Annotated in this window: 16 protein-coding genes; 1 reads left to right on the top strand and 15 read right to left on the bottom strand. The window is 59.3% G+C overall.

The genetic code is table 11. From position 1 onward, the window contains the following. Positions 1-238: 238 nt before the first annotated feature. The 8 genes from rpoS to PFZ56_RS11830 all read right to left on the bottom strand — a co-directional run bounded on the left by rpoS (position 239) and on the right by PFZ56_RS11830 (position 7,466). Positions 239-1,246 (bottom strand): RNA polymerase sigma factor RpoS, encoded by a 1,008-nt coding sequence (rpoS, locus tag PFZ56_RS11865; RefSeq protein WP_016964675.1) that lies wholly within the window; start codon positions 1,244-1,246, stop codon positions 239-241. 106 nt (positions 1,247-1,352) lie between these two features. Continuing rightward, complete coding sequence (locus PFZ56_RS11860) at positions 1,353-2,213, bottom strand: peptidoglycan DD-metalloendopeptidase family protein (RefSeq protein WP_170001072.1); 861 nt, start codon at positions 2,211-2,213, stop codon at positions 1,353-1,355. A gap of 212 nt (positions 2,214-2,425) precedes the next feature. Beyond that, positions 2,426-3,061 carry a protein-L-isoaspartate(D-aspartate) O-methyltransferase gene (locus PFZ56_RS11855; protein WP_170001073.1) on the bottom strand — a complete coding sequence of 212 codons (636 nt, stop codon included), beginning with the start codon at positions 3,059-3,061 and terminating at the stop codon, positions 2,426-2,428. A 41-nt stretch (positions 3,062-3,102) separates the two neighbouring features. Next, entirely contained in the window at positions 3,103-3,852 is a 750-nt protein-coding gene (surE, locus tag PFZ56_RS11850; protein WP_102861388.1) for a 5'/3'-nucleotidase SurE, read from the bottom strand. Next, positions 3,840-4,898, bottom strand: a complete 1,059-nt coding sequence (truD, locus tag PFZ56_RS11845) for a tRNA pseudouridine(13) synthase TruD (protein ID WP_170001074.1) — start codon at positions 4,896-4,898, stop codon at positions 3,840-3,842. The genes surE and truD overlap by 13 nt, the downstream gene beginning before the upstream one ends. Next, positions 4,895-5,368, bottom strand: a complete 474-nt coding sequence (gene ispF / locus PFZ56_RS11840; RefSeq protein ID WP_102878561.1) for a 2-C-methyl-D-erythritol 2,4-cyclodiphosphate synthase — start codon at positions 5,366-5,368, stop codon at positions 4,895-4,897. Before ispF ends, truD begins: the two co-directional genes overlap by 4 nt. Positions 5,369-5,420: 52 nt before the next feature. Further along, positions 5,421-6,266: an S-formylglutathione hydrolase gene (gene fghA / locus PFZ56_RS11835; protein ID WP_110596486.1), complete on the bottom strand. Its 846-nt coding sequence runs from the start codon at positions 6,264-6,266 to the stop codon at positions 5,421-5,423. A gap of 87 nt (positions 6,267-6,353) precedes the next feature. Continuing rightward, positions 6,354-7,466: an S-(hydroxymethyl)glutathione dehydrogenase/class III alcohol dehydrogenase gene (locus PFZ56_RS11830; protein WP_102861385.1), complete on the bottom strand. Its 1,113-nt coding sequence runs from the start codon at positions 7,464-7,466 to the stop codon at positions 6,354-6,356. 104 nt (positions 7,467-7,570) lie between these two features. On the opposite strand from PFZ56_RS11830, the gene PFZ56_RS11825 reads away from it, so the two are divergent. Next, positions 7,571-8,470 carry a LysR substrate-binding domain-containing protein gene (locus tag PFZ56_RS11825; RefSeq protein ID WP_170001075.1) on the top strand — a complete coding sequence of 300 codons (900 nt, stop codon included), beginning with the start codon at positions 7,571-7,573 and terminating at the stop codon, positions 8,468-8,470. 117 nt (positions 8,471-8,587) lie between these two features. Here PFZ56_RS11825 and ispD read toward each other — a convergent pair whose 3' ends face one another. From ispD to PFZ56_RS11790, 7 genes are all read right to left on the bottom strand, one after another. After that, a complete protein-coding gene (gene ispD / locus PFZ56_RS11820; RefSeq protein WP_170001076.1) occupies positions 8,588-9,295 on the bottom strand; it encodes a 2-C-methyl-D-erythritol 4-phosphate cytidylyltransferase in 708 nt (235 codons plus the stop codon). Next, positions 9,292-9,570 (bottom strand): cell division protein FtsB, encoded by a 279-nt coding sequence (gene ftsB, locus PFZ56_RS11815; RefSeq protein WP_102861382.1) that lies wholly within the window; start codon positions 9,568-9,570, stop codon positions 9,292-9,294. Before ftsB ends, ispD begins: the two co-directional genes overlap by 4 nt. A gap of 173 nt (positions 9,571-9,743) precedes the next feature. Further along, complete coding sequence (gene eno, locus PFZ56_RS11810; RefSeq protein ID WP_102878558.1) at positions 9,744-11,033, bottom strand: phosphopyruvate hydratase; 1,290 nt, start codon at positions 11,031-11,033, stop codon at positions 9,744-9,746. A gap of 157 nt (positions 11,034-11,190) precedes the next feature. Beyond that, positions 11,191-12,036, bottom strand: coding sequence for a 3-deoxy-8-phosphooctulonate synthase (kdsA, locus tag PFZ56_RS11805; protein WP_011059542.1), 846 nt, complete (start codon positions 12,034-12,036; stop codon positions 11,191-11,193). A 5-nt stretch (positions 12,037-12,041) separates the two neighbouring features. Then, positions 12,042-13,673 carry a CTP synthase gene (locus PFZ56_RS11800; RefSeq protein ID WP_102878557.1) on the bottom strand — a complete coding sequence of 544 codons (1,632 nt, stop codon included), beginning with the start codon at positions 13,671-13,673 and terminating at the stop codon, positions 12,042-12,044. A 274-nt stretch (positions 13,674-13,947) separates the two neighbouring features. Further along, positions 13,948-15,264 (bottom strand): tRNA lysidine(34) synthetase TilS, encoded by a 1,317-nt coding sequence (gene tilS, locus PFZ56_RS11795; RefSeq protein WP_170001077.1) that lies wholly within the window; start codon positions 15,262-15,264, stop codon positions 13,948-13,950. 115 nt (positions 15,265-15,379) lie between these two features. Next, the gene (locus tag PFZ56_RS11790; RefSeq protein WP_016964689.1) at positions 15,380-16,327 is read right to left on the bottom strand and encodes an acetyl-CoA carboxylase carboxyltransferase subunit alpha; all 948 of its coding nucleotides are present in this window, start codon (positions 16,325-16,327) and stop codon (positions 15,380-15,382) included. Positions 16,328-16,404 lie beyond the last annotated feature (77 nt).

Here is a 16,404-nt window from a genome sequence, read left to right as displayed (position 1 = left end):
ACACAAACAGAAAGACTTAAAAAATACTTATAAATCAACAATATAAAAAATCACTTAAACCATTTCAGGCAAGTCTGAAGCAATCGAGAACCGAACACTTACGGAAACGTAATCTATTGCTTACACGCCAGTGAAGAGTAATCCCAACCCTGACCAGAATCCCAGAACTCAGAGCCAAAATAATCACGCAATAAAAAGCCCCGAACAGATCGGGGCTCTTGCGAGTCAGTTCCAGAAGCTACTGAAATAGAGACTCACTGGACAACCCATTCTTCTCAAGGATCTCTCGCAGGCGCTTGAGGCCTTCAACCTGGATTTGTCGAACCCGCTCACGGGTCAGGCCAATCTCCAGGCCAACATCTTCAAGAGTGCTGCTCTCATGACCTCGCAGGCCAAAGCGGCGAACCACCACTTCACGCTGCTTTTCAGTCAATTCGGACAGCCATTGATCGATGCTTTGCGACAGATCATCGTCCTGCAACAGTTCACAAGGATCCGTTGGACGATCGTCAGTCAAGGTGTCCAGCAGGGTTTTATCCGAATCCGGTCCCAGCGAGACATCAACCGAAGAAACCCGCTCATTCAGACCGAGCATGCGTTTGACTTCAGCCACCGGCTTCTCCAGCAGGTTGGCGATTTCTTCGGGAGAGGGTTCATGATCGAGTTTTTGCGTCAACTCACGGGCGGCGCGCAAGTAGACGTTAAGCTCTTTGACCACATGAATCGGCAACCGAATGGTCCGGGTTTGATTCATGATCGCCCGTTCGATGGTCTGGCGAATCCACCAGGTGGCGTAGGTCGAAAAGCGGAAGCCGCGTTCCGGGTCGAACTTCTCCACTGCCCGGATCAGGCCGAGGTTGCCCTCTTCAATCAGGTCCAGCAGCGACAATCCACGATTGACATAGCGCCGGGCAATTTTCACCACCAGTCGCAAGTTACTTTCAATCATGCGCTTGCGCCCGGCGGGGTCGCCACTCTGCGACAAACGCGCAAAGTGCACTTCCTCTTCGGGAGAGAGCAATGGAGAAAAGCCGATTTCATTGAGGTACAACTGCGTTGCATCGAGGGCACGCGTGTAATCAATGTACTTGTGTTGCTTAAGTGAAGCGGAGCTTTTGGATTTGGCGCGAACGGAAGGTGGAGTTGCCCCCTCATTATTCGACATCGAATCCATATCGATACTGCTCTCCATAAGGAGAACTTCATCGTCGATGTCAAACTCCGGCACTTCTTTACTGAGAGCCATTGTTATAGTCCTTTGGTGAGTTCGACCTCAGGCTCAAGCGGCGCCTTAATCCTTGGCAACGCTGGAGCCTGTTCCCTCTACGTGAGCGGAACAGGCTGGTAACGGATCAACGACGTGGCAGGAATTGCAGCGGATCTACAGGTTTACCTTGTCGGCGAATCTCAAAGTGCAGTTTCACCCGGTCTGTACCAGTTGATCCCATCTCGGCAATTGTCTGTCCGACTTTGACCTGCTGTCCCTCCCGAACCAATAGCTTGCGGTTGTGGCCGTAAGCACTGACGTAGGTTTCGTTGTGTTTGATGATGACTAATTCGCCGTAGCCCCTTAAGCCACTCCCGGCGTAAACCACCGTCCCATCAGACGCAGCTAAAACAGGCTGTCCCAAATCCCCGGCGATATCAATGCCTTTATTCAAACTACCGTTTGAAGAGAATTTTCCAATCAGAACACCGTTGGAAGGCCAGCCCCAGCCCGTCGGAGCGGGGCCTGCAGGCGTAACCGGAGCGGGCGCCGGCTTGCTTACAGTAGCTGTAGAAGTGCCCGTTGCGGTGGCTGTCGTTGCCCCCGCCGGACGACGAATAACCGTGGTCTTGCTGGAGGACGATGCACCAGACTGGGTGCTGGTAACCACAGTTGTCGGCGCAACACCCGTGCGACCATCAAAACGAATGGTTTGCCCAGGATGGATGGTATAGGGCTCGGCAATATTGTTACGAGCAGCCAACGCCTTGTAATCCCAGCCGTAGCGAAACGCGATGGAGAACAGCGTATCCCCGCGACGTACTACATATTGTCCCGTGGTCACAGTTGGACGCTGAGGCGCCGCATTATTACTGCGTTCAACCACACCCACACTGCTGGACTTGGTGCTGGAGCAACCGACCAACAAGGAACTCAAGACAAGGCCAATCATCAGTCGCTGAAAGCTTGTTATACCCATACGCTGCGCAATGACTGTGAGACTCACCCGCCGCTCCCTTTATGGTGGTTGACGATATTAATTGCCTGGCTCAGGCATGAAATGACGCAAGTATAACTGGAGGCAGGCGCTTTACGGCTGGCAAAGCGCAACACACAGTCACAAGAGGTTGCCATTGATCGCCGTCCCACTCATTGCCGATCAATACGGCACTAAGACACAACCCGGCAAACAGAATTCACCCAGGCGGCGATAAATGCTCAGGCCAGTGGCCCATTGAGCAACGGCACAAACCGCACCGCCCCCAGGACATGTCGGGCAAAGCCATGTTCTTCACGAATGATCAGCATCAACTGCTGTACTTCTCCGGCTCCCACTGGAATGACCAGGCGCCCACCAGGCGCCAGTTGATCAAGCAGTGCCTGAGGAATATCGGTAGCCACGGCGGTGACGATGATGCCGTTGTAAGGCGCCAACGCTGGCCAGCCCTCCCAACCATCGCCCCAGCGGAACACCACATTACGCAGGTTCAATTCCTGCAGACGCTCCTTGGCCCGATCCTGCAGGACCTTGATCCGCTCCACCGAAAACACCCGCTCAACCAACTGCGACAGTACTGCCGTCTGGTAGCCAGAACCGGTACCGATCTCCAGCACTTTGTCCAGCGGGCCTGCCGCCAACAGCAACTCGCTCATGCGAGCCACCATATAAGGCTGGGAAATCGTCTGGTTATGGCCGATGGGCAGCGCTGTGTCTTCATAGGCACGGTGCGCCAGAGCTTCATCAACGAACAGATGCCGTGGTGTACGACGAATGACTTCCAATACCTGGGGATTGGACAGGCCCTCATCGTAAAGCCGTTGGATCAGGCGCTCGCGGGTTCGCTGGGAAGTCATGCCTATTCCCCGTCGTAGCAAATCGTCCTGCTCACGAGCCATCAGCGCAGCCCCTCCAACCAACCATCCAGACTCCTGAACGCCTCATTGAAGGTGCGATCGAGCTGCAACGGCGTGATCGACACATAACCTTGCATGACAGCATGGAAGTCAGTACCCGGACCGCCATCTTCGGCGTCCCCTGCGGCGGCAATCCAGTAACCCGACTTGCCACGGGGATCGACGACCTTCATGGGCGCCGCTGCGCGCGCGCGATGGCCCAACCGGGTCAGCTGTATGCCACGGATATGATCAAGCGGGAGGTTGGGAATATTCACGTTCAACACCGTCCGTGGTGGCAAATCCAGCAAGCCCTGAGCCTGTACCAGCTTGCGCGCGAAATGGGCAGCAGTGGCGAGGTTTTCTACCTGCCTCGACACCAGCGAAAAGGCAATCGCCGGGCGCTGCAGGAAACGTCCTTCAAGCGCAGCGGCGACGGTTCCGGAATACAGCACGTCATCACCGAGGTTGGCCCCCAGGTTGATTCCCGACACCACCATGTCCGGCTCATGCTCCAACAGGCCGTTAAGCCCCAGGTGAACGCAGTCGGTCGGTGTGCCATTGATACTGATGAAACCATTGCCGAGGGTATGCGGATGCAACGGACGGTCGAGCGTCAGCGAACTGCTGGCGCCGCTTTTGTCTTGATCCGGTGCGATAACCACACACTCGGCGTAATCCGCCAACGCAGCATGCAGCGCGGCGATACCGGGTGCAGTTACCCCATCATCGTTAGAAATCAGAATACGCATGAGCTGTCCGTCTGCCCCACCGGCACCAGATCGACGAGTTCACGCACCAATGCGGTGGCGAAACACCCGGCCGGCAGGACGAATTCCAGTTGCAGAATGTCAGGCTCGGGATAATGCCACGTCAAACCGCCAATGGGCAGCCGCAGGATGCGTCGTTCGTGGCTCATGCCGGCTTTAATCAGCCAATCGCACAGTGCCGCCTCACGACCGGCAATCTGTTGCTCAAGCTCATGGGATACACCGCCCGCCGGAGAAACACCCTCCCCCCACAGCGGACCGGTGGGGTGCAGGTCGAGAATCGCCAGGCGTGGGTCCGAGCATTCATCAGGCCCGGCCATGAAAAAGCTGCGACTGTCGGTAAACGCCAGCAGGTCACCTATCTGCGCCTGCTGCCAACTACCGTTCGCCACCCGTGCTGCCAGCACCTGGTTGAACAAGTAGCTGCGGGCCGTAGACAACAACCGCGAACGCACATTGCGCTGCTCTGGTAGTGCCTGGCGCGCGGCCCAGCCGCGGGCATCCACTAGATTGCCGCCGTCGTGGCCAAAACGCTGGGCGCCAAAATAGTTGGGAATCCCAAACTGGGCAATCTGCCGCAAACGCTCATCAATGGCCGAATGGTCCGCCGTAAGCTCTGTCAGACGCAGGGTAAAACCGTTGGCCGCATGGGCTCCACGCTGTAGCTTGCGCTTGTGGCGGGTGGCCTTGAGGATTTTCAGGGTGTGGTTTTCCGCCGCGCCAAGATCCGGATCAGCCTTGCCCGGCAGTTGCACACTGAACCATTGGCGAGTCAGCGCCTGGCGATCCTTGAGCCCGGCGTAGCTCACGGTGCGCAACGACACTCCGGCGGCCTTGGCAATCCGCCGCGCGGCCTCTTCGGTATTCAAGCCACGCTTTTCCACCCACAGCCACAGGTGCTCGCCTTCACCGCTCAGCGGGATATCGAGCACTTCATCGACCTGGAAATCTTCGGCAGTGGCCTTGAGCACCGCACTGCCCAGGGCATCGCCATAGGCCCGCGGGCCCAACAGTTGCAGTTCATTCATGGGCGCAGCAACAAGGCCACGGAGTGCACCGCGATACCTTCCTCGCGACCGACGAAACCGAGTTTTTCGGTGGTGGTGGCCTTCACGTTCACTTGATCCAGTTCGACTTGCAGGTCCTCGGCAATCAAGGCCCGCATGGTTTCAATATGAGGCGCCATTTTTGGGGCCTGGGCGACGATGGTGTTGTCGACGTTGCCGACCTTCCAGCCTTTGGCATGGATCAGCGCGACAACATGACGCAGCAGGACGCGGCTGTCGGCACCTTTGAACTGCGGATCGGTGTCCGGAAAATGCTTGCCGATATCCCCCAGCGCCGCGGCGCCCAGCAGGGCATCACTGAGTGCGTGCAACAACACATCACCGTCGGAGTGGGCGAGCAACCCAGAATGATGGGCGATACGCACACCGCCCAAAGTAATGAAGTCGCCCTCAGCGAAACGGTGCACATCGTAGCCGTGGCCAATACGCATAAAAAAACGCCCCGAAAAAGTCAGGGCGTGATTCTACCTGCTTTGGCGGGTATTAGGCGTTAAGAGCACGTGCATGGTGCTGCAAGTGATCGTCTATAAAGCTGGCGATAAAGAAGTAGCTGTGGTCATAACCGGGCTGCATGCGCAGCGTCAGCTCATGCCCGGCATTCTTTGCCGCTTGCTGCAGAACTTCAGGCTTGAGCTGGCCGGCGAGGAAATCGTCGCGATCCCCCTGATCCACTAGCAACGGCAGCTTCTGCGTGGCCTCGGCGATCAATACGCTGGCATCCCACTCGCGCCAGCGTGAGCGCTCTTCCCCCAGATACCGGGAAAACGCTTTCTGCCCCCAAGGACAATCCATGGGATTACTGATAGGAGCGAACGCCGAAACCGACTGATAGCGACCGGGATTACGCAACGCGCAGACCAACGCCCCATGACCGCCCATGGAGTGGCCGCTGATCCCACGTTTCTGCGACGCGGGAAAGTGCGCCTCCACCAACTCCGGCAGTTCGTTCACCACATAGTCATGCATCCGATAATGCTGGGCCCAGGGCTCCTGTGTCGCGTTCAGATAGAACCCCGCGCCCAGGCCAAAGTCCCAAGCGCCCTCCGGGTCACCGGGCACGCCTGCGCCGCGAGGGCTGGTGTCCGGAGCGACGATGATCAGGCCCAGTTCCGCCGCCAGGCGCTGGGCGCCGGCCTTTTGCATGAAGTTCTCGTCGGTGCAGGTCAGGCCGGACAACCAGTAAAGCACCGGCAGCTTGCCCCCCTGCTCCGCCTGGGGCGGCAAGTACACGGCGAACACCATGTCACAGCCCAACACCTGGGAATGATGCTTATAGCGTTTGTGCCAGCCGCCGAAGCTCTTCTGGCAGGAAAGGTTTTCCAGACTCATGGCAGACCTCCAGCCACAAGCCGCAAGCTACGAGCCGCAAGTGGGAATCCCTTCTTGGTGCTTGTGGCTTGCCGCTTGCCGCTACTCTTAGAAATGAATGACCGAACGAATGCTCTTGCCTTCGTGCATCAGGTCGAAAGCCTTGTTGATATCTTCCAGGCCCATGGTGTGAGTAATGAAGGTATCCAGCGGGATTTCGCCGGTCTGGGACATTTCCACGTAGCTTGGCAGCTCGCTGCGACCACGCACGCCACCGAATGCCGAACCGCGCCAAACGCGGCCAGTCACCAGCTGGAAGGGACGGGTCGAAATTTCCTGGCCGGCACCGGCCACACCGATGATCACCGATTCGCCCCAGCCCTTGTGGCAGCATTCCAGCGCGGCGCGCATCAGTTGCACGTTGCCGATGCATTCGAAGGAGAAATCCACGCCGCCGTCGGTCATGTCGACGATGACCTCCTGGATCGGACGGTCGAAATCCTTGGGGTTGACGCAATCGGTGGCGCCCAGTTGCTTGGCGATCTCGAACTTGGCCGGATTGATATCGATAGCAATAATGCGCCCGGCCTTGGCCTTGACCGCACCGATTACCGCCGACAGACCAATGCCGCCCAGGCCGAAGATAGCCACGGTATCACCGGCCTTGACCTTGGCGGTGTTGATCACCGCGCCAATGCCTGTGGTCACGCCGCAACCCAGCAGGCAGACCTTCTCCAGAGGCGCGTCCTTGGGAATCTTGGCCACGGAGATTTCCGGCAGAACGGTGTACTCGGAGAATGTCGAGGTACCCATATAGTGGAAAATGGGCTGACCCTTGTAGGAAAAACGGGTAGTACCATCAGGCATCAGGCCTTTGCCCTGGGTAGCGCGAATGGCCTGACAGAGGTTGGTCTTGCCCGACAGACAGAATTTGCACTTGCCACATTCCGGGGTGTAGAGCGGGATCACATGATCGCCGACGGCCACCGAGGTCACGCCCTCGCCCACCGCTTCCACCACTGCACCACCTTCATGGCCGAGGATCGCCGGAAAGATACCTTCCGGGTCAGCACCGGACAGGGTGTAGGCGTCGGTGTGGCAGACGCCGGAAGCGACAACCCGCAACAGCACTTCGCCGGCCTTGGGCATGGCAACATCCACTTCGACGATTTCCAGGGGCTTCTTGGCCTCGAAGGCTACGGCAGCACGTGACTTGATCATCCTGACTCTCCAGCGAATAAAAACGAGGCAGTGAGTGTAAAACAGCGCAAGGCGATGAATAATCCAGGCAAAAGCAAAACATTATTGCCATGCAGGGATAATCAATGAGCGAAAACCGTTGGGAAGGCATCGACGAATTTGTCGCAGTCGCCGAATGCAGCCAGTTCACTGCCGCTGCGGAACGCTTGGGGGTGTCCTCATCTCATATCAGCCGCCAGGTGGTGCGCCTGGAAGAGCGCTTGCAGACCCGCCTGCTGTATCGCAGTACCCGCCGCGTCACCCTGACCGAGGCCGGGCAGACCTTTCTCCAGCATTGCCAACGCTTGCAGGACGGGCGCGAGGAAGCGTTGCGAGCCGTGGGGGACCTGACCAGTGAGCCCAAGGGCATGCTGCGCATGACTTGCGCAGTGGCCTATGGCGAGCGTTTTATCGTGCCGCTGGTCACGCGTTTCATGGGCCTCTACCCGCAATTGCGGGTGGACATCGAATTGAGCAATCGTCCCCTGGACCTGGTGCACGAGGGGCTCGACCTGGCCATTCGCCTGGGACGCCTGCAGGACTCACGCCTGGTCGCCACTCGCCTGGCACCACGCCGCATGTACCTATGTGCATCGCCGTCCTATCTGGAACGCTATGGCCGCCCTCACAGCCTTTCGGAATTGAGCCGGCACAACTGTCTGATCGGCAGCTCGGATATCTGGCAGTTGGAGGTCGACGGGCGCGAATTTTCGCAAAGGGTGCAGGGCAACTGGCGCTGCAACAGCGGACAGGCAGTGCTGGACGCGGCGTTACAAGGCGTCGGACTCTGCCAACTGCCGGACTACTACGTTCTGGAGCACCTGCAGGACGGTACGCTGGTTTCCTTGCTGGAAGCTCACCAGCCGCCCAACACCGCAGTCTGGGCGCTCTATCCACAGCAACGGCATCTGTCGCCGAAAGTGCGCAAGCTGGTGGATTATCTCAAGCACGGCTTGGCCGAACGTCCGGAATACCGCGATGTGTAGCCGCTGCCGCAGGCTGCGACAAGGCCCACAAGGCCTTCGGGGTTTCAGGAGCGGCGCCTCCTTCGGAGTCGTTCGCAGCCTGCGGCAGCGGCTACAAGGTTCAGCGCCCGCCCGCGATCAGCGCCGATTGGACCAACGCTGGCGCAGCCACTCAAGATCCTCGGGGCGAGTGACCTTGAGGTTGTCGGAACGGCCTTCGATCAGGCGTGGCGCCTGCCCGGCCCATTCCATGGCCGAAGCCTCATCGGTGATCGCCACATCGGCCACCAGGCTGTCGGCCAAGGCGCGGTGCAGCGCGCCAAGACGGAACATCTGCGGTGTGTAGGCTTGCCAGATCAGGCTGCGATCCACGGTTTCCAAAACCCTTCCGTGCTTGTCGATCCGCTTCAGGGTGTCCCGGGCCGGCACCGCCAGCAGCCCGCCCACCGGGTCATGCGCCAATTCACTCAGCAGCTTGTCCAGGTCATCTCGGGAAAGATTGGGGCGTGCGGCATCGTGAACCAGAACCCAATCCTCATCGGCCGCGCCCTGAGCATGCAGATGAAGCAAGGCATTGAGTACCGACCCGGAACGCTCAACGCCGCCTTCGACCCGCTGAATCCGCGAGTCATGGGCACAGGCCAGGGTTGGCCAGTAAGGATCGTCCAGCGCCAGGCTGACCACCAGCCCCTTGAGGCCAGGATGGTCGAGGAAACAGCCGAGGCTGTGTTCGAGAATTGTGCGTCCGCCCAGTTGCAGGTACTGCTTGGGACGATCCGCGGCCATGCGGGCACCGACGCCCGCGGCAGGAATCACGGCCCAGAAGGCCGGCAATCTATCGCTCATTGGGCCAACTGGTAGAGGGTTTCACCCTCCTTGACCATGCCCAACTCGTGGCGAGCCCGTTCTTCAACGGTCTCCATGCCCTTCTTCAGTTCCATGACTTCCGCATCGAGTACACGATTTCGCTCCAGCAAACGCTCGTTTTCAGCGTGCTGGTCGGCAATCTGCTGAGTCAGGTCAGCTACCTGGGCCAAGCTGCCGCTCCCCACCCACAGGCGGTACTGCAAGCCAGCCAGCAGCAAGAGCAAGACCAGGAACAACCAATTGGGACTGCGCATCGAATATCGGGTATCCAGTGAAAAAAGACAGCCATGCCAACAACTTCGGACCTACTGATAGCACGAAGCCTGGAAGAACCAGGCTTCGTGCTCTTAAGGCATCAGATTAGTGGCAAAAAACTCGCTGTAGCGATTTTCCCGACACAATCCGGTGTCTTTTTACCATCTACGGCTTAGCCGCGAAACTCGCTGCGACCGTTGTACTTGGCCTTGCCGTTCAATTGCTCTTCGATACGCAGCAATTGGTTGTACTTGGATACGCGGTCGGAACGGCACAGGGAGCCGGTCTTGATCTGGCCAGCCGAGGTGCCCACAGCCAGGTCGGCGATGGTCGAGTCTTCGGTTTCGCCGGAACGGTGCGAAATCACGGCGGTGTAACCGGCAGCCTTGGCCATCTGAATGGCTTCCAGGGTTTCGGTCAGGGTGCCGATCTGGTTGAACTTGATCAGAATCGAGTTGGCGATCTTCTTGTCGATGCCTTCTTTCAGGATCTTGGTGTTGGTCACGAACAGGTCGTCACCGACCAGTTGCACCTTGTCGCCGATCTTGTCGGTGAGGATCTTCCAGCCAGCCCAGTCGGACTCGTCCAGGCCGTCTTCGATGGAGATGATCGGGTAGCGCTGAGTCAGGCCTTTGAGGTACTCGGCAAAACCTTCGGCGGTGAACACCTGGCCTTCGCCGGACAGGTTGTACTTACCGTCTTCGTAGAACTCGCTGGCGGCGCAGTCCAGAGCCAGGGTCACGTCGGTGCCCAGGGTGTAACCGGCATTGGCCACGGCCTCGGAGATGACTTTCAGTGCATCTTCGTTGGAAGCCAGGTTGGGCGCAAAACCACCTTCATCGCCCACAGCGGTGTTCAGGCCACGGGCCTTCAGCACGGCTTTGAGGTGATGGAAAATCTCGGTGCCCATGCGCAGACCTTCCGAGAAGGACTTGGCGCCAACCGGCTGCACCATGAACTCCTGAATGTCGACGTTGTTATCGGCGTGCTCGCCACCGTTGATGATGTTCATCATCGGAACCGGCATCGAGTAGACGCCTGGAGTACCGTTGAGGTTGGCGATGTGAGCGTACAGCGGCAGGTCCTGGTCCTGGGCGGCAGCCTTGGCCGCGGCCAGGGACACGGCGAGGATGGCGTTGGCGCCCAGGGTGGCCTTGTTCTCGGTACCGTCGAGCTTGATCATCGCCTGATCCAGCGCTTTCTGGTCGATCGGGTCTTTACCCAGCAACAGGTCGCGGATCGGACCGTTGATGTTGGCTACCGCCTTGAGCACGCCCTTGCCCAGGTAACGGCTCTTGTCGCCATCACGCAGCTCCAGCGCTTCGCGCGAGCCGGTGGAGGCACCGGACGGCGCGCAAGCACTGCCGATGATGCCGTTGTCGAGAAGCACGTCCGCTTCGACAGTGGGGTTGCCACGGGAGTCGAGAACTTCACGACCTTTGATGTCGACGATTTTTGCCATTGTTGTAAACACTCCAAAGTTGACGAAAACGCTGAGTACCGCTCGATTTATAACTTGTGGGTCAAATTGCATTCTTGTAGGAGCCGGCTGGCTGGCGAACGGGCCCGCGAGGACACCTTCGCCGGCCAGCCGGCTCCTACAGAGGAAGTCGCCGGTTTTACGCGGTTTCTACCGTGGGGAAACTCTTGACCAGCTCGTCCAGAGCCTTGAGCTGAGCCAGGAACGGCTCAAGCTTGTCCAGGCGCAAAGCACAAGGGCCGTCGCACTTGGCGTTGTCAGGATCCGGGTGGGCTTCCAGGAACAGGCCGGCCAGGGACTGGCTCATGCCGGCCTTGGCCAAGTCGGTGACCTGAGCCCGACGACCACCCGCGGAGTCGGCGCGACCGCCCGGCATCTGCAGGGCATGGGTCACGTCAAAGAACACCGGGTACTCGAACTGCTTCATGATGCCAAAGCCGAGCATGTCCACCACCAGGTTGTTGTAACCGAAGCTGGAACCGCGTTCGCAGAGGATCAACTGATCATTACCCGCCTCTTCGCACTTGCTCAGGATGTGTTTCATTTCCTGAGGCGCGAGAAACTGGGCCTTCTTGATGTTGATCACCGCGCCGGTCTTGGCCATGGCCACCACCAGGTCGGTCTGCCGCGAGAGAAACGCCGGCAACTGGATGATGTCGCAGACTTCGGCGACCACGGCGGCCTGGGCCGGCTCATGGACATCGGTGATGATCGGCACGCCGAAGGCCTGCTTCACGTCTTCGAAAATCCGCATGCCCTCTTCAAGGCCAGGACCACGATAAGAAGTCACCGACGAACGGTTGGCCTTGTCGAAGCTGGCCTTGAACACGTACGGAATACCGAGCTTCTCGGTAACCCGTACGTACTCTTCACAGACCTGCATCGCCATGTCGCGGCTTTCCAGCACGTTCATGCCGCCGAACAGCACCATCGGCTTGTCGTTGGCGATCTCGATGTTGCCTACGCGGATGATCTTCTGCGCCATCAGGTTCAAGCCTTCTTCTGGTGTTGAGCCAATGCTGCTTTGACGAAACCGCTGAACAGTGGGTGACCGTCACGTGGCGTCGAGGTGAACTCAGGGTGGAACTGGCAAGCGACGAACCATGGATGATCCGCAGCTTCGACCACTTCAACCAGCGCGCCGTCGCCCGAGCGACCAGAGATCTTCAGGCCAGCCTCGATCAGCTGTGGCAGCAGCTTGTTGTTCACTTCGTAACGGTGACGGTGACGCTCGATGATCACGTCCTTGGCGTAGCAGTCGTGGACCTTGGAGCCCGCTTCCAGCAAGCATTCCTGGGCGCCCAGACGCATGGTGCCACCCAGATCGGACGCTTCGTTACGCACTTCGACAGCGCCGGTGGCGTCTTCCCATTCGGTGATCAGACCGACGACCGGGTGACCGCTGGTGCGATCGAATTCGGTGGAGTTGGCATCTTTCCAGCCCATGACGTTACGGGCGAACTCGATGACCGCCACTTGCATGCCCAGGCAGATACCCAGGTACGGCACCTTGTTCTCGCGAGCGTATTGCACTGCAGTGATCTTGCCTTCCACGCCACGCAGGCCGAAACCGCCCGGGACCAGGATCGCATCAACGCCTTCCAGCAGCGCGGTGCCTTGGTTCTCGATGTCTTCGGAATCGATATAGCGCAGGTTGACCTTGGTGCGGTTGGTGATGCCGGCGTGACTCATCGCTTCGATCAGCGACTTGTAGGCATCCAGCAGTTCCATGTACTTGCCGACCATGGCGATGGTGACTTCATGCTCAGGGTTGAGCTTGGCGTCTACCACCTTTTCCCACTCGGACAGATCGGCGCCGTTGCATTGCAGGCCGAAACGCTCGACGACGAAATCGTCCAGACCCTGGGCGTGCAGTACGGCCGGGATCTTGTAGATGGTGTCGACGTCTTCCAGGGAGATCACCGCACGCTCTTCAACGTTGGTGAACAGCGCGATCTTGCGACGCGAGGACACATCCACCGGATGGTCGGAGCGGCAGATCAGCACGTCAGGCTGCAGACCGATGGAGCGCAGTTCCTTCACCGAGTGTTGGGTCGGCTTGGTCTTGGTCTCGCCAGCGGTGGCGATGTACGGAACCAGGGTCAGGTGCATCAGCATCGCGCGCTTGGAGCCGACTTCGACCCGCAGTTGGCGGATGGCTTCGAGGAACGGTTGCGACTCGATGTCGCCCACAGTACCGCCGATTTCCACCAGGGCCACGTCGGCATCGCCGGCGCCCTTGATGATGCGACGCTTGATCTCGTCGGTGATGTGCGGAATCACCTGGATGGTGGCGCCCAGGTAATCACCACGGCGCTCCTTGCGCAGCACGTGCTCGTACACGCGGCCGGTGGTGAAGTTGTTGTTCTGGGTCATGGTGGTGCGGATGAACCGCTCATAGTGGCCCAGGTCCAGGTCGGTCTCGGCGCCGTCGTGGGTGACGAACACTTCACCGTGCTGGAACGGGCTCATGGTGCCCGGGTCGACGTTGATGTACGGGTCCAGCTTGAGCATGGTGACCTTAAGCCCCCGCGCCTCCAGGATGGCCGCCAATGAAGCCGAGGCAATGCCTTTCCCCAATGAAGAAACAACACCGCCCGTGACGAATATGTAGCGCGTCATGAAAAACCCTAGAAGTCTGCGTTAAAGCGGTCAGTGCCGCCGGGGAAAGCGAAGGAAGGCCGAAGCCCCCGATCACCTGCATTAATCACAGTGCACCTTTCAAAAAAACCGCCGCGTGGTGACAGACCGGATGCAAAAACACCGGTAGGTTGCTCGCTACACATTTTTTGGAATCGCCCAGCAAAGACTGCTTGGTAATCGGCAACTCCTGCAATTCAGGCGAATCCACAGAAGTTGTATCAAGAAGGGAGCGTAGTCTACCGGAAAGCCCCTTTCAGCTCAAACCTTGATCGCTGGTCAGTGGTCGCCAATACAATTGCCAGCCTGCCTGGGGATTTGCCGCAAGCGCCGGCAGGTTTGCCACTGCCAGCAACCGCTCATCCTGGTACAGCAGCGGCAATCTGCCACGGACGAAGCTCGGTAGTCCGGCCTCGTTGAGCAGACGCTTCAGGTCACGATGACCACGTCCGGCCACTTGCATGACTTCCCCACCCTGCCGATAACGGATGTGCAACGGGCCCTGGGGCACCGAGCCGACGAAAAACACCTGGCCATTGTTCGGCAACTGCAACGGACTGCCCGGATCCTGCCATTCGATCCCGCTTTTCACCTGCTGCAACCAGGCACCAGACAGCCACCAGATTCGCCCTCCCGCGCGATGCACTTCGCCGTCGGCCAGACGCCATTGCGGGCGCGCCTCGGCGCCGGCATCCCGCAGGTTTTCCCAGCCGGTCCAATGATCGGTATCCGGCAAACGGCCAAGTTTGCTCAGCCAGTGGCTCAAGGCATTGCGCTGCCGGGCCGGGGACAACTGCTGCAGAGGAGCAAGGGCCAGTGACGGCAAGTCCAGCCAGGGAAAGTCGCTCTCCCCCTCGGCTGTCGCCAGATCCATCATCGCCAGTTCATCGAGCAGCCCCTGTGCTTCTCTCAGGTGGGCGGCGCTGCGACTTATGCTGGTCGCGGCCTGAGGCCAGCGAGCAATCAACGACGGCATCACCTGATGCCGCAGATAATTGCGCGAATATTGATGATCGGCATTTGAAGGGTCCTGGACCCAGCTCAGGCAATGCTCGGCGGCGTAACGTTCAAGTTCGGCACGGGACACGCCAAGCAAAGGCCGCATCAGGTGCCCTGCGCCCAAAGGTCGGCTTTCCGGCATTGCCGATAGCCCCCTGACGCCAGCACCGCGCAACAGTCGAAACAACAGGGTTTCGGCCTGATCATCACGATGCTGCGCTGTCAGCAGCAACTCATTGGCTGCGGTCAAGCGCTCGAATGCCCCATAACGCGCCTCCCGGGCAGCCCCTTCGAGACTGGAACCGGCCCGCACCTGGACATGAATCACCTGCAACGGCACACCCAGGGCAGCACAGATCGCCTGACAGTGGGCCGGCCAAGCATCCGCCGCCGCTTGCAGCCCATGATGAACATGCACAGCCGTGAGCCGTGGAAGGCCATGTTGATGCGCCAGATCGACAAGGAGATGCAGCAGGACAGTGGAATCAAGTCCACCGGAGAAAGCGATGCGCCAATGAGCGGCTTCACGCCAGGGCGCCAGGCTTTTTAGGAGTTTGGCGGAGAGAGAGTTCATGAAGCTTCAAGCCCCGCAGGAGCATGTGCTCGAGAAAGGACGACGCCGCAATCTGATCGATTGCGGCGCCTGGGTCGCGAGCAAGCGTACCCCTACAAGGGGGAACAGTGCTCGATCAGAGACCGTAGCTCATCAGGCGGTCATAACGACGGGCCAGCAGGGTGTCGTTATCCATTTCCTTGAGCATTGCCAGCTGCGAGCTGAGTTCGGCACGGATCGAGGCAGCCGCGGCGGCTGGATCACGATGGGCGCCACCCAGCGGCTCGCTGATGACCTTGTCGACAATGCCCAGGCCTTTCAGACGCTCGGCGGTGATGCCCATGGCCTCGGCTGCATCGGCGGCCTTTTCCGAGGTTTTCCACAGGATCGAGGCGCAGCCTTCCGGCGAGATCACCGCATAAGTGGAATATTGCAGCATGTTCAACTGGTCGCAGACACCGATGGCCAATGCGCCGCCGGAACCACCCTCACCGATCACGGTGGCGATGATCGGGGTCTTCAGGCGTGCCATGACCCGCAGGTTCCAGGCAATCGCCTCGCTCTGGTTGCGCTCTTCAGCGTCGATGCCCGGGTAGGCGCCCGGGGTGTCGATGAAGGTCAGGATCGGCATCTTGAAGCGCTCGGCCATTTCCATCAGGCGGCAGGCCTTGCGGTAGCCTTCCGGACGCGGCATGCCGAAGTTGCGGCGTACCTTCTCACGCACTTCACGGCCTTTCTGATGACCGATGATCATCACCGGCTGCTCGTCAAGGCGAGCAACGCCGCCGACGATCGCGGCGTCGTCAGAGAAGTGGCGATCGCCATGCAGCTCGTCGAACTCGGTGAAGATGTGCTGGATGTAATCCAGGGTGTACGGACGACGCGGGTGCCGCGCCAGACGTGCGATCTGCCAGCTGGTGAGCTTGCCGAAGATGTCTTCGGTCAGGGTATTGCTCTTGTCCTGCAGGCGGGAAATCTCATCGCCGATATTCAGCGAATTGTCATTACCGACCAAGCGCAACTCTTCGATCTTGGCTTGCAGGTCGGCGATCGGCTGTTCGAAATCAAGAAAATTCGGGTTCATAGGCGTCCGTCTGGGCTCGACGTCCAAGGGGGCTTGGGCCGGCCGGTTGTCTATTCGCGCCCTACCTTAAGGGACGG

The sequence above is a fragment of the Pseudomonas danubii genome (assembly GCF_042980055.1).
Taxonomy (GTDB): Bacteria; Pseudomonadota; Gammaproteobacteria; order Pseudomonadales; family Pseudomonadaceae; genus Aquipseudomonas; species Aquipseudomonas danubii.
Note: the sequence above shows the minus strand (reverse complement) of the source record. Positions and strands in the feature narration are given on the sequence as shown.

Coding starts and splice junctions, on each gene's coding strand:
- rpoS (WP_016964675.1), bottom strand. CDS start 1,246: ATGGCTCTCAGTAAAGAAGTGCCGGAGTTTGACATCGACGATGAAGTT.
- PFZ56_RS11855 (WP_170001073.1), bottom strand. CDS start 3,061: ATGACTTCCCAGCGAACCCGCGAGCGCCTGATCCAACGGCTTTACGAT.
- surE (WP_102861388.1), bottom strand. CDS start 3,852: ATGCGTATTCTGATTTCTAACGATGATGGGGTAACTGCACCCGGTATC.
- truD (WP_170001074.1), bottom strand. CDS start 4,898: ATGAATGAACTGCAACTGTTGGGCCCGCGGGCCTATGGCGATGCCCTG.
- ispF (WP_102878561.1), bottom strand. CDS start 5,368: ATGCGTATTGGCCACGGCTACGATGTGCACCGTTTCGCTGAGGGCGAC.
- fghA (WP_110596486.1), bottom strand. CDS start 6,266: ATGAGTCTGGAAAACCTTTCCTGCCAGAAGAGCTTCGGCGGCTGGCAC.
- PFZ56_RS11830 (WP_102861385.1), bottom strand. CDS start 7,466: ATGATCAAGTCACGTGCTGCCGTAGCCTTCGAGGCCAAGAAGCCCCTG.
- PFZ56_RS11825 (WP_170001075.1), top strand. CDS start 7,571: ATGAGCGAAAACCGTTGGGAAGGCATCGACGAATTTGTCGCAGTCGCC.
- ispD (WP_170001076.1), bottom strand. CDS start 9,295: ATGAGCGATAGATTGCCGGCCTTCTGGGCCGTGATTCCTGCCGCGGGC.
- ftsB (WP_102861382.1), bottom strand. CDS start 9,570: ATGCGCAGTCCCAATTGGTTGTTCCTGGTCTTGCTCTTGCTGCTGGCT.
- eno (WP_102878558.1), bottom strand. CDS start 11,033: ATGGCAAAAATCGTCGACATCAAAGGTCGTGAAGTTCTCGACTCCCGT.
- kdsA (WP_011059542.1), bottom strand. CDS start 12,036: ATGGCGCAGAAGATCATCCGCGTAGGCAACATCGAGATCGCCAACGAC.
- PFZ56_RS11800 (WP_102878557.1), bottom strand. CDS start 13,673: ATGACGCGCTACATATTCGTCACGGGCGGTGTTGTTTCTTCATTGGGG.
- tilS (WP_170001077.1), bottom strand. CDS start 15,264: ATGAACTCTCTCTCCGCCAAACTCCTAAAAAGCCTGGCGCCCTGGCGT.
- PFZ56_RS11790 (WP_016964689.1), bottom strand. CDS start 16,327: ATGAACCCGAATTTTCTTGATTTCGAACAGCCGATCGCCGACCTGCAA.